12 protein-coding genes are annotated in these 13,191 nt (G+C 36.1%); all 12 read right to left on the bottom strand.

Annotated elements, in window-relative coordinates:
* Nucleotides 1-303: 303 nt before the first annotated feature.
* Nucleotides 304-3,075, bottom strand: a complete 2,772-nt coding sequence (locus BLS89_RS03510; RefSeq protein WP_092736128.1) for a bifunctional aconitate hydratase 2/2-methylisocitrate dehydratase — start codon at nt 3,073-3,075, stop codon at nt 304-306.
* A 267-nt stretch (nt 3,076-3,342) separates the two neighbouring features.
* Nucleotides 3,343-4,551 (bottom strand): RsmB/NOP family class I SAM-dependent RNA methyltransferase, encoded by a 1,209-nt coding sequence (locus BLS89_RS03505; RefSeq protein ID WP_092736127.1) that lies wholly within the window; start codon nt 4,549-4,551, stop codon nt 3,343-3,345.
* A 4-nt stretch (nt 4,552-4,555) separates the two neighbouring features.
* On the bottom strand, nt 4,556-5,374 hold the full coding sequence (locus BLS89_RS03500) for a CPBP family intramembrane glutamic endopeptidase (RefSeq protein WP_092736126.1): 819 nt from the start codon (nt 5,372-5,374) through the stop codon (nt 4,556-4,558).
* A 23-nt stretch (nt 5,375-5,397) separates the two neighbouring features.
* Entirely contained in the window at nt 5,398-6,867 is a 1,470-nt protein-coding gene (rpoN, locus tag BLS89_RS03495) for an RNA polymerase factor sigma-54 (protein ID WP_092736125.1), read from the bottom strand.
* A 5-nt stretch (nt 6,868-6,872) separates the two neighbouring features.
* On the bottom strand, nt 6,873-8,321 hold the full coding sequence (asnS, locus tag BLS89_RS03490) for an asparagine--tRNA ligase (protein WP_092736124.1): 1,449 nt from the start codon (nt 8,319-8,321) through the stop codon (nt 6,873-6,875).
* 141 nt (nt 8,322-8,462) lie between these two features.
* Complete coding sequence (gene rplI / locus BLS89_RS03485) at nt 8,463-8,966, bottom strand: 50S ribosomal protein L9 (protein WP_092736123.1); 504 nt, start codon at nt 8,964-8,966, stop codon at nt 8,463-8,465.
* Nucleotides 8,967-9,082: 116 nt separating this feature from the next.
* Nucleotides 9,083-9,385 (bottom strand): 30S ribosomal protein S18, encoded by a 303-nt coding sequence (gene rpsR, locus BLS89_RS03480; RefSeq protein WP_092736122.1) that lies wholly within the window; start codon nt 9,383-9,385, stop codon nt 9,083-9,085.
* Nucleotides 9,386-9,410: 25 nt separating this feature from the next.
* On the bottom strand, nt 9,411-9,755 hold the full coding sequence (gene rpsF, locus BLS89_RS03475) for a 30S ribosomal protein S6 (protein ID WP_092736121.1): 345 nt from the start codon (nt 9,753-9,755) through the stop codon (nt 9,411-9,413).
* Nucleotides 9,756-9,828: 73 nt separating this feature from the next.
* Nucleotides 9,829-11,253, bottom strand: coding sequence for a chloride channel protein (locus tag BLS89_RS03470; RefSeq protein ID WP_092736120.1), 1,425 nt, complete (start codon nt 11,251-11,253; stop codon nt 9,829-9,831).
* Between the two features lie 200 nt (nt 11,254-11,453).
* On the bottom strand, nt 11,454-11,798 hold the full coding sequence (arsC, locus tag BLS89_RS03465) for an arsenate reductase (glutaredoxin) (RefSeq protein WP_092736119.1): 345 nt from the start codon (nt 11,796-11,798) through the stop codon (nt 11,454-11,456).
* 10 nt (nt 11,799-11,808) lie between these two features.
* Nucleotides 11,809-12,423: a deoxynucleoside kinase gene (locus BLS89_RS03460; RefSeq protein ID WP_092736118.1), complete on the bottom strand. Its 615-nt coding sequence runs from the start codon at nt 12,421-12,423 to the stop codon at nt 11,809-11,811.
* A 4-nt stretch (nt 12,424-12,427) separates the two neighbouring features.
* The gene (locus tag BLS89_RS03455) at nt 12,428-13,171 is read right to left on the bottom strand and encodes a hypothetical protein (RefSeq protein ID WP_092736117.1); all 744 of its coding nucleotides are present in this window, start codon (nt 13,169-13,171) and stop codon (nt 12,428-12,430) included.
* Nucleotides 13,172-13,191 lie beyond the last annotated feature (20 nt).

Genomic DNA, 13,191 nt, shown 5'->3' with positions numbered 1-13,191 from the left:
AGGGGGTCGTTAATGAACCCATTTTATTTTTGTTCGGAAAATAAAGGTCTAACATTCAACTTTACGAGAGAAAGATTTTTTGTTTTTCTCTATTTCTTTTAAAAGAATCCTCTTAATAGAAATAAAACTTTTATCTCATTTGTCGCTTTTTATATTTGAACTTAGGTTTTATATAGTTTTTTTTATACTATTTATCACATATCCTTACAAAAAGTCTTTAAGAACATATTTTATATATTACTAAAAAACGGAAGCCTAAAAATTTAAGACTTCCGCTCCTTTTCAAAATTCATATATAATTTACTAATGAACCAACTGTCTATTAGATGGTTTGAATTTCGTAAGCTCAATGCCTTTTACAGCTTTTTCGTATTCTTCCAGAGTCGGAATTCTTCCTAAGATGGCAGAAAGTACCACCACCGGCGTAGAAGCCAATAGCGACTCCCCTTTCTTACGCTCAGAGTCCTCTACTACTCTGCCTTGGAAAAGACGCGTAGATGTAGACATTACAGTATCTCCTTTTTCCGCTTTCTCTTGATTACCCATACAGAGATTGCATCCCGGACGCTCCAGATACAATACATTCTCATATTCGGTGCGTGCCGCATTTTTCGGAGCCGCATCATTAAACTCAAATCCTGAATACTTTTCTAACAATTCCCAGTCGCCCTCTGCTTTTAATTCATCAATAATGTTATAAGTAGGTGCAGCAACTACCAAAGGTGCGTTGAACTTTACTTCTCCGTACTGCTCTTCTAAATTTTTCAACATATGGGAGAGAATCTTCAAATCACCTTTGTGAACCATACAAGACCCTACAAATCCCAAATCTACCTTTTTGGTTCCACCATAATAAGACAATCCTCTAATGGTGTCGTGGGTATATCTTTTGGATACATCTTCGTTATTCACATCCGGGTCGGCAATCATTGGCTCTGCTATAGCATCAAGGTCTATCACTACTTCTGCATAATACTTCGCATTTTCGTCCGGTCTCAATGCCGGTTTTTCTCCCGATTTTATCTGAGCTATTCTCTTGTCTGCTTTTTCTATCAACCTGTGAAGTACCTTTTTGTCATTATCCATACCCTTGTCAATCATAATCTGGATACGGCTTTTCGCAATTTCCAATGACTGGATTAAGGTATCATCTTGAGAGATACAGATAGACGCTTTGGCTTTCATTTCGGCAGTCCAGTCGGTAAATGTAAAGGCTTGGTCGGCCAATAATGTACCGATATGAACCTCGATGATTCTGCCTTGGAATACATTTTCTCCGTCAAACTGATGAAGCATCTGTGCTTGAGTCGCGTGTACCACATCTCGGAAATCCATATACTCTTTCATCTCCCCCTTAAAGGTTACTTTTACAGACTCTGGAATAGGCATAGAAGCTTCTCCCGTAGCCAAAGCAAGTGCTACAGTACCCGAATCGGCACCGAAAGCTACCCCTTTGGACATTCTTGTGTGAGAGTCTCCACCGATAATAATCGCCCATTCGTCTACGGTAAGGTCGTTCAATACTTTGTGGATAACATCGGTCATTGGCGGATAAACACTCTTAGGGTCTCTTCCGGTAATCAAGCCAAAATCATTCATAAATTTCATCAGCTTGGGAATATTAGCCTGTGCCTTTTTATCCCAAACTGAAGCGGTATGACAGCCCGACTGATATCCGGCATCTACCGAAGGGGCAATCACTGTTGCAGCCATAGATTCAAGCTCTTGTGCCGTCATCAGACCTGTTGTATCTTGCGAACCTACAATATTTACTTTCACGCGAACATCAGATCCTGCGTGCAATACTTTGCCCGGAGTTTTACCTATTGCATTTTTGTTAAATATTTTCTCTACGGCAGTAAGTCCTTGATTTTCATTGGAAATTTCTTTTGATTTTGCGAATACTGGCGTTGGCTCTACGCCCAAAACTTCTGCGGCAAAAGTCTGTATTTTTTTTCCGAATACAACGGCATAAGAACCGCCTGCTCTTATGAATTCTAATTTTTGAGGAGTCAGAGATTTGGAAATATCTATCAATTCTCTGTCTTCGTTATATAGTTTTTTCTTTTTCGTATTAATAGTCAAGATAGTCCCTGTAGCTACAGAATACACTTCCTCCAAAACCGGTTCTCCTTTGTCGTTTAATACAACATTGCCATATTTATCTTGTTTTTTCACCCAGTTTTTAAGGTCTATCCCGATACCACCCGTTACATCTACCGTCGTCAAGAATATAGGCGAAATACCATTAGTCCCCGCAACTATCGGTGCAATATTGATAAACGGAACATAAGGGCTGGCTTGTTTTCCAGTCCAAAGTGCCACATTGTTCACCCCTGACATCCTCGAAGACCCTACTCCCATTGTTCCTTTCTCTGCAACCAGCATCACGCTGCAATCTGGATGCTGTGCCTGCAAAGCTCTAATTTCTTCTTGTGCTTTTGAACTAATCATACACTTCCCGTGCAATTCGCGATCCGAACGAGAGTGTGCTTGGTTACCCGGTGAAAGCAAGTCCGTAGAGATATCACCCTCACCTGCTACATAAGTTACCACTTTTATTTCTTCGGGTACTTCGGGTAGTTTTGTGAAGAATTCTGCTTTAGCGTAGCTTTCTAAAATTTCTTTTGCTATGACATTTCCTTTTTCGTAAGCCTCTTTAAGGCGAGAAGTATCAGCATCGTATAAGAATACCTGCGTTTTTAGCACAGCGGCGGCTTTTTTTGCTATATCGTGATTATCGCCGAGTGCCAAATCCAAAAGCACCCTTATAGACGGTCCTCCCTTCATATGCGACAAAAGCTCAAAAGCATAATCCAGCGTAATTTCGGGCACTACCACTTTGCTCAATATAATGTCTTTCAAAAACTCGGACTTGACACCTGCAGCAGGCGTTGTACCCGGTAATGTATTATAGATAAAAAAATGGAGAGGATCTTTCCTGTTGGGATTATTTGCATCTCTAATATTAGAAATGATTTCGCTGAGTAACTCCGCCCCGTCAATAGGTTTCGGATGTAGTCCCTGCTCCTTTCTCTCTTCTATTTCTTTAATATAATCTTGATAAATACTCATATAGAATTTTTTATTTTTATATAATTGTACTTTTTGAAGTTCTAACTAATTTTAAAATCTTATCAATTTAAATTTTTGAAAAACCAAAATACTCAAATTTTAGTTCACATAAAATTTAAAATCGTCGCAAATTTACAAAAATTAAAATGCAAAATATTGAAAACGGAATTTAGAATATTTATAAATAACACATCATTATTAACAATTTTTATAGTTATAAAAGCTGATGCTTATATATGTATTCAATAATAAAGAAGATTAGCATTATTATTCATTTTCTCTTTCTATAAGAGCCATATAAAAGCCATCATAGCCCTCAGAAGGCATTATGCTTTGCTCTTTAATGAGGCGAAAGTTTGTATTTTTGCTAAGAAATTTCTCTACTTGGTTTTGATTCTCCGATGGCAATATAGAGCAAGTAGCATAGACCATTTTCCCTCCTTTTTTCAGTATTTTTGAATAATCTTGAAGGATATTTTCTTGTTCTATTTTTATTCTTGAAAGAAAATCATCGTTTAGTTTCCATTTGGCATCCGGATTCCTTTTCAATACCCCTAAACCTGAACAAGGTGCATCTATCAGAAGCCTGTCAGCAGAGTTGTAAAGTCTTTTAATCACTTTATTATCAGTAATAAGACGGGTTTCAATATTATGAGCTCCGGCTCTTTTAGCTCTTCGTTTTAGTTCTGTCAATTTCCATTGATGAATATCTAATGCTATGATTTGTCCTTTGTTTTGCATCAATGCCGCTAAGTGTAAAGTTTTTCCGCCGGCACCGGCACACGCATCTACCACACGCATTCCTGATTGAATGTCCAGATAATACGCAATCAGCTGCGAACTTGCATCTTGAACTTCAAACCAGCCATTTTTGAAACTTTCCGTCAAAAATACATTTTTCTTTTCTTCAAGCTCCACAGCATCTGGATACCCCCTAAGGGTATGACACGCCACATTCCTTTCTCTTAGAGCTTCACACAGCTCTTCCGGTGTTGTTTTCAGCGCATTGGTCCGCAATACCAAAGGTGCTTGCTCGTTCAGTATGTTCATTTCTCTCTCCCAAACATTCGGAAGCTCTGTCTGAAATTGATTAACCAGCCATTCGGGTATAGAATATTCTATAGCTTTATTAGGGAAATTCCTTTTTTTTATCTTAGCAATGCTGTCTGCTATTTTTATCCCTTGAAATTCTTCAAATCTTCGATATTCGGTTTCACTCCAAATCAAATATACTAAAATTAGTTTATAAAGATTACCGGGTTTTACACCTTCCCCCATATAATACTCCAAACGCTTTTTCCAACGGATAATATTGTAAAATATTTCGGAAACTACAGCTCTGTCTTGGCTGCCCCATTTTTTTTGTGTTTTCAGTAGTCTTTCTAAAACTTTATCGGCGTATTTGTTTTCCCCAAAAAAAGTATCGTCTAATGCGGAGTGTATCCCTAATAGTAAGTTTCTATGTTCTAATTTCATTTTTTTATTTTATTTGTTTTATGGAGGATTCTCTATGCATAAAAAGATAATAAAATACACTGAACAAGAGTACTCCTATTGCTAAAATCCACCAATTCGGGATGTTAAATAGTTTAGAATAAGTATTGGAGTTTGGGCTATAAATCATCATTAGGACAGAGATGAGATTATTAAAACTATGTAGCAGTATAGAAGCGTAGATAGACTCTGTTTTGTAATAAACCAAACCTAAGGCAAGCCCCATAAGAAAAGCCCCTGCGGATTGCCAAGGATTAGCGTGTGTAATACCGAATGCCAGTGCAGACATCAGTATAGCAGATTTTGGATTTATCCCTCTATTTATAAGCCCTTTCATCACGATGCCTCGGAAAAGTATTTCCTCTAATATTGGGGCTAAAATAACAGTAACAAGAATGAGTATGTATTCTTTTTGCTGAAGTACATTAATAGCTTGTACCATTGCATTATACCAATCTTTGAGAATACCTTTATTAGTTGGGATTAACGCTACAAAATAATCAGAAATTAACATCATTCCAATCACCATTGGGAATATAAGCAAATAGGTTTTGAGCGGCACTTTTTTTAAGTCGGGAGAAAAATGTTTGCCCGTTTCTTTTAGAACAACGAAGTAGTCAAACGAACAAATAATCAAACCAAACAAAAGGAAATAAGAACCTGCCTGAAAATAAGCATCCTGCATATACTCTATTCCTACAACCATACCTATCCCCGTTAAAAATAAATTAACAACTAAATAAGTAAAGAGTATTATCAGAACGCCTTGTGTGTTTAATATAAATTTCCCTTTATACTTTCCCATTAAATGATATTATGTTATTATTATTAGAGCTCTTTCCTTAGTCTTGCTACAGGAATATTCAGCTGGTCTCTGTATTTAGCTACTGTTCTACGAGCAATGTTGTATCCCTTGTCTTTCAATATTTTCACTAAAGCATCATCTGTGTATGGTTTTCTTTTGTTTTCTTTATCCACGACATCTTGCAGATAGGTTTTCACTTCTTTGGTAGACACTTCCTCACCATCGTCATTGGTAAGGCTGTCAGAAAACAAATCTTTCAGCAGGACAATACCATTAGGCGTATCGGCATATTTACTTTTTACGACTCTGGAAATTGTGGAAATATCATAGCCTGTTTCTTCAGAAACATCTTTTAGAATCATTGGTTTTAACGACTTGTCATCTCCTGTTAGGAAATATTCGTGCTGAATTTTCACTATGGCTTTGATTGTTGCCATCAGTGTGTTTTGTCTTTGGTTAACAGCATCAATGTACCATTTCGCTGCATCTAATTTTTGCTTTACAAAAAGAGCCGCTTGTTTATGGTCTTTAGACTCTTTATCGTGTGAATAGGTGGAGAGTACTTCTTTGTATTCATCAGAAACCCTTAGTTGCGGGGCATTTCTGCCGTTGAGCAATGGAATAACCTTCTTATCCTTCACTTGTATTGTAAAGTCTGGGATAATCTCGTGGTTAATAGTAATCGTCTGAGTATCAAAACTTCCACCCAATCTTGGTGAAAGATGGCTAATGATATCTACTGCCTTTTTCAGTGATTCCTCTGTACAACCTAAACGCTGAATTATTTTTTTATAATGCTTATTGCTTAGAGCTTCAAAATACTTCTCTAAAATTTTCTCTGCAAGCTCTGAATAAGCATCAGAATGATTTTGATTTCTGTATTTAATCTGAAGCAATAAACACTCCCTCAAATCTCTGGCTCCCACCCCCGCAGGATCAAGCTTTTGAACATAATTGACAAGAACCTCTCCTACCTTTTTTTCATCGGTATAGATACCTTGAGAAAATGCCAAATCATCAACCACAGACTTTATTTCTCTTCGCAGATATCCATCATTATCCAATGTACCGATGATATATTCTGCTATTTTCAGTGCTTCTCCTTCTATTCTTCTGAGGTGTATTTGCTCAATTAAATAATCATACATCGTTTGACCTTCGGTGAGCAGACTTTCATTATCAAAATCCTCATCATCAGTAGAATAATTACTTGATACCGTTTTGTAAGAAGGCTCATCATCATAGAGATATTCATCTACATCGAACTCTGTGTCAATTATTTCAGCATCCTCGTCATTCATTTTATCTAATTCCGAAAACTCCTCTTCTTTTATTTGTTCATTTTCTACACGCTCTAAAGCAGGATTTTCCTCCAATTCTTTTTCTACTTCTTTTTCAAAATCAAGAGTGTGGAGCTGAATGAGTTTCATCAGCTGAATCTGCTGTGGTGCAAGTTTTTGTACTGTTTTTAATTGTTGAGATTGTTTAAGCATAATGTCTAAAACTCTGCATTTTTAGGTGTTCTTGGGAAAGGAATCACATCTCTAATATTACTCATTCCTGTCACAAATAATACTAATCTTTCTAACCCTAAACCAAATCCGGCGTGTGGTACAGAACCAAACTTACGCGTGTCTATATACCACCAAAGCTCCTCTTCATCTACATTCATTTCTTTCATTTTTTGGCGTAATACATCTATGCGTTCTTCTCTCTGCGAACCACCGATAATCTCTCCAATGCCTGAAAACAGTACATCCATAGCTGCTACAGTTTTACCGTCATCATTTAATCTCATATAAAAAGCCTTGATTTCCTTTGGATAATCAAAAAGGACGACAGGGCAGCCAAAATGTTTCTCTACAAGATAACGCTCGTGTTCAGATTGCAAATCTGCCCCCCAGCTTTCTACAGGGAATTGGAATTTACCCTTCTTATTTTCTTTAGAGTTCATCAATATCTCTATAGCTTCGGTATAGCTAACCCTTTTGAAGCGTTTTTTAACAATATTTTCCAGCTTTTCTATTAAACCTTCCTTGGCTCTATCTTTTTCAGGCTTTTGTTTTTGTTCTTCTGCAAAGCGTTTGTCTAAAAACTGCAAATCGGTTTTACAATGCTCCAAAACATACTGAATAACATATTTCAAGAAATTCTCTGCAAGATCTATATTATCTTCAAGATTATTAAAAGCCACTTCCGGCTCTACCATCCAAAACTCTGCGAGGTGTCTTGTAGTATTAGAATTTTCTGCACGGAAAGTAGGCCCAAAGGTATATACCCTACCTAATCCCATTGCTGCTGTTTCTGCTTCCAACTGACCTGATACCGTAAGATTGGTCTTTTTACCAAAGAAATCTTGTGTATAGTCTATATCTCCATTCTCATCTTTGGGAATTTGGTCCAAATCAAAAGCTGTTACTCCAAACATCTCTCCGGCCCCCTCTGCATCGGCTCCTGTAATAAGAGGGGTATTAAGATAAAAGAATTGATTTTGGTTAAAGAACTGATGAATTGCAAAACTTATTGCACTCCTTACTCTGAACACAGCACCAAAAAGGTTCGTACGAAATCTCAAATGTGCTTGTTCGCGAAGTTTCTCCAAAGAGTGTTTTTTAGGCTGCAAAATAGTAGATTGTAATTCTTCGAAGAAGTTATCTCCTAAAAGTTCTATTTTTTTAGCAATAATCTCTACCGACTGCCCTGCACCTTGACTTTCCACTAACTCTCCGCTTACCTTTATCGAAGATGCTGTATTGATATTTTTGATAAGATTTTCATCAAAATTCTCAAAATCTACTACTACCTGAATATTATCAATAGTAGAGCCGTCATTGAGTGCAATAAATCGTTTTGAGCGAAACGCTCTTACCCATCCCATTACCGTAATATCGTGATGCAAGATGGTTTTATAATCTGTAAGAAGATCTTTTATTGTTTTCCTTTCCATTTTTTAATACTGATAGATTGCAAAAATAATAAAAAAAGCCGTAATATTCGCTACCGTGCCTTATTCTTTTAAGGTAAATTTCAAACAAAAATCCTACTCCATATGGAATAGGATTTTATATATTAAGAGTTAAAAAGTTATTTAAGCTTCTGCTTTTGGTTCTTCTTTTTTCTCTGCTTTTGGTTCCTCTACCACCGGGGCGTCTGGAACTACATCAAATTCATAGTCGTATTCCACTTCTCTGTGAAGACGGATTTTAGCTGTAAATTTACCAAGTCTTTTAATGGTATTTCCCGGTATTTTAATGTATTTTCTTTCTACATTCACACCTGCTTTTTCCAAAGCTTCAGCAAGATTGTGGTTGTTGATAGAACCAAATAATCTATCTCCTGTACCCACTTTAGCCGCGATAGAAACAGTTGTTTTCTTAAGAGCTTCCACGATTTTGTTAGCTTCAGCAATTAGTTTCGCTTCTTCTTCTCTTCTCACCTCTAAAGTTTCTGCAAGTATTGCTCTATTTTTAGGTGTTGCCAAAACTGCAAACCCCTGAGGAATAAGGAAGTTTCTGGCATAGCCTGGCTTCACATTTACAGTATCAAACTCAAGTCCTAAGTTTTCTACATCTTTTTTTAGAATAATTTCCATTTTGTTGTTGTCCTTTTTTAGTTAGAATTTTAAATTAAAATAATTCAGCAACAAGAGTTTTTAATAAATTTGAATAAACAAAGTCTATTTCATTCTTGTTATGCTATCCTAAGTGCTTATTTTAGCCCATCAGCCACATAAGGAATCAACGCTAAATGCCTAGCTCTTTTAATAGCTGCAGAAATTTTTCTTTGATATTTAAGGGAAGTCCCTGTATATCTTCTTGGTAAAATCTTACCTTGTTCATTTACGAACTGAAGAAGGAAATTTGGATCTTTGTAATCTACATATTTAATTCCATATTTTTTGAATCTACAATATTTCTTTTCAGATTTTGTATTGATATCAATAGGAGTAAGGAATTTCACCTCAGATTCACCGCCTTGTGCGGCTTGTTGTGCCATTTCGTCTATTGCCATTTTTCTTTTCTTTAAGGGTTAAAAATTAAGATTTTTTTTCAGATTTTAGTTTAGCTCTTCTTTGCGCTGCATACTCTACGCCATGCTTATCTAATTTTGTAGTAAGATAGCGGATTACTCTTTCGTCGCGTTTGAAAGCAAGTTCCAAATCTGCTACTACGCTTCCCTCTCCTTTAAATTCTATAAGTGTATAGAATCCATTTTTTTTCAATTGGATAGGGTAAGCCAATTTTTTAAGTCCCCAATTTTCTTTGGCAACGATTTCACAGTTTCGATCTTTCAAAAGATCTTCGAATTTTTTCACTGCTTCCTCCACCTGAGAATCAGATAGAACGGGAGTTAAAATGAAAACAGTTTCGTAATTGTTCATAATATTAAAAATTAGTTATTTATTTAGATTTGCAAAGGTATAAATTATTTTTTACTTACGCAATATCTTTTTATCATTTTGATATTTCTTGATTGCTTTTAACCAAATCCGACAGATTAACTTTCCTTTTGAGTGTTCTATCCTCATATTGTTCTTCCAATTCTTCCATATACCCTATTTTAAGTTCTTCATAAAGGGAATGTTTACTCACTATATGCCCTACTAATGATGAAAAAATACCAGCCAGCATCAAGAAGAAAATTAACGAATCTTGGTGTGTCATCTCCAATACCAGCATAGTAGAAGTAAACGGAGCCCTAGTAATACCTGTAAGAAATGCAACCATTCCTGCCAAAATAACCACATTGGCTTCACGAGGACTCAGATACATCAACTGTGAAAGTGTTGCTCCGCTGCTGGCTCCTGCACTTAATGCCGGTGCAAAGACCCCTCCTGCACCGCCACTCGTAAATGATAACGCAGAGCCTATCATTCTAAAAAACGGCGTGTACCATTCGTAATAGAAATGTTTATTAAGCGAAGTCGTCATTATTTCTTTACCCGAACCTAAAATCTGACAGTCGTAAATAAAATAGTAACAACTTGCAATAAATGTCGCTATACATACCAAGAACAAAACTTGCTGAAAATCATTTTTAAGTTTTGTTTTTCTGAAACGATTTATCCCCAACATCAATTTAGAGCTATAACTACTTGTGATACCGCAAAAAAACGAAATCAATAATACGGGCCATACTACAGCATAGCCTATCCCCTCTATTCTAGGAGAGTCTATATAAAGATAAGGTCCTGCTAAAAATTGTGCGGTAAGCCCCGATATAATAACTCCCGCAAACAGTGCTGTCTTGAAATAGCTCATATGTGTTTTCGTGAGTTCCTCTATGGCGAATACTATCCCTCCTATCGGCGTATTGAATGCCGCCGAGAGCCCTGCCGCCGCACCAGTCATAATCATATTCTTATTGGAAACCTTCGGCCACCACTTAGGCAGAATTTGATTAATAAACTTAAAGATAGAACTTGATATCTGGATAGTAGGACCTTCCCTGCCTATGGCACCTCCTCCAAAAGCTAAAATAACACTAGAAATGACTTTAACTACTATAATTCTGAGCCCTAAAAGAGATTTTATCTTCCGTCTTTCTTTAGGCACAGAAAGCTCTACCGCAGCCATAATCTGAGGAATACCGCTCCCCTTGGAATAAGGTGCGTATTTCTTCACTAACCACCAAGACAAAACAAAGCCTATAGGAGCTAAAATAAAAATCATCCATTTTCTACCCTCTAAAACCCAAAACAATCCATCTTCTGCATAAGCAAAAGCCTTTGCATACATCACAGCGGCAAACCCCGTAAGTATAGCAGATACCCAAAAAGGAATAGCCTGTAATAAATTGTTTTTCAACCGCTCGTTTTGAATGCTATCAAAAGAATGCTTTAGTTTGTAACGAATTTTTTGTAAAATGACAGTCTGCATCTCTTTCTATGACCAAAAGTCGAGATTATTGTTTATATAATTCTAATTTTTAAGATAAAAATATTTTTGCAAAGATAAAAAATTACAAGCTATATTATTATGATTTTCACAATAAGATTTTTCTACTAACCTATTTTTTTTAAGCTAAAAAAGTAAAACAAGATCTATCTAACTGAAAATCAAAGAAAATAACGCTTTTTTTAGCCTAACAGCTGCTCTACATTCTCCAAAGGCCTCCCTATCACTGCTTTTCCATTTTTCACAACAATCGGTCTTTGTATCAAACGAGGGTTTTTCAGCATTATATCTAAATACTCTTCTTCTGTATAATTTTTTCCTCCAAAGTTTTCTTTGAAAAAAGCATCTTCTTTACGGATTAACTCCGAAGACCTCATATCTAATAATTTCAATAATTCTTCCAAATCCGATTTTGATAATTTTTCTTTCAATAAATCTACTACTTCAAAATCTTTGTGTTGCTCTTCTAAATACTCAAGTGCACATCTGGATTTGGAACAGCGGTTGTTGTGGTATAGTTTAATCATTATATTTTAATTAAAAAAGTCCGTTAATTTCTACATTTATTCTGTCCATTATAAAACCATAATCTTCTGGTTTCTCCACAAAATCAAGATTATCTACATCTATAATCAACAGTTTTCCTTCTTTGTAATTTTTAATCCACTCTTCGTACTTACTATTGAGTTTTGATAAATAATCTATACTTATTTCTGCTTCGTAATCCCGTCCTCTTTTGGCAATCTGCCCTACTAATTTGGAAATAGAAGCTCTTAAATAAATCAACAAATCCGGTGCAGAGACAAAAGATGTCATCAGGTGAAATAATGATTTGTAGTTTTGAAAATCCCGTTCTGCCAACAATCCCATCTCGTAGAGATTGGCAGCAAAAATATGAGCGTCTTCATAGATGGTACGGTCTTGGATAATGTTCTTGCCGCTTTCTCGAATTTCTTTTATCTGCCTAAAACGGCTCCCCAGAAAATAAATCTGCAATGCAAAAGACCATTTGGACATATCGTGATAGAAGTCATCTAAGTAAGGGTTGTGATCTACATCTTCAAACTGCGCCTCCCAGCCATAGCTTTTTGCCAGCATTTTGGTAAGCGTGGTTTTTCCAGCACCTATGTTTCCTGTAACTGCAATATGCATAATTTTAATTGTTATTTGTTTTGATTGGGTAAAGATATAGCTTGTTATCAATCAGAGCCAAATAATTACTGTTGTTTTTTTCCACAATTCTAGCATTAGCCTTTACAAAAACCTTTTTGACAGACATTACACCGTATTGATAAACAGCCTCCCGAGAAATCACAAAGATCTCTCTCCCCTCTCTTCTTATTTTTTTTGCCAAAGGAACAGACGCTTCGGAGACTTTCTTTCCCGTATGATAATGATATACAAGCAATCTATCATCTATTAACAAAAAAACTTTATCGCTATATACCAACATATCCTTTAGATTACCAAGCGGAATATCTAAGTAATAATGGGCATAAATGCTTCCGTCTCGGAAATTATACTTATACAGCTGCTTGTTGGACTCATTGATTACCCAGATACTCTGAAGATTTTCAGCATAACCCATATTAGCATAGCCAACAGACGAAAGAGGTATCTGTTGAATTTGATTAAGATTTTGGTCTAAAAACTCTATTTGCTGCATATTTTCGGAAAAAGCAATGATGCTCAGAGGGTTATTCACCGACTGCACTTTGAACGGAAAGGTAACGAGAATTTCATCTCGCTCTTCCCCTTCTTCATTGTATTTCGTAAGAGAAAAATTCTTAGAATTATAGAGATATACGCCGCCATAATCGTCTAAAAATGCGTCTGTAACATTCTCTAAAGTATGCCCTTCTATAGGAATGATTTTTTGTGCAGGACAAAAGACACTCATAAACAGCAATATGGCAAAAA

The organism is Riemerella columbipharyngis (assembly GCF_900101995.1).
Lineage (GTDB): Bacteria > Bacteroidota > Bacteroidia > Flavobacteriales > Weeksellaceae > Riemerella > Riemerella columbipharyngis.
This window is presented reverse-complemented; position numbering and strand designations above follow the sequence as displayed.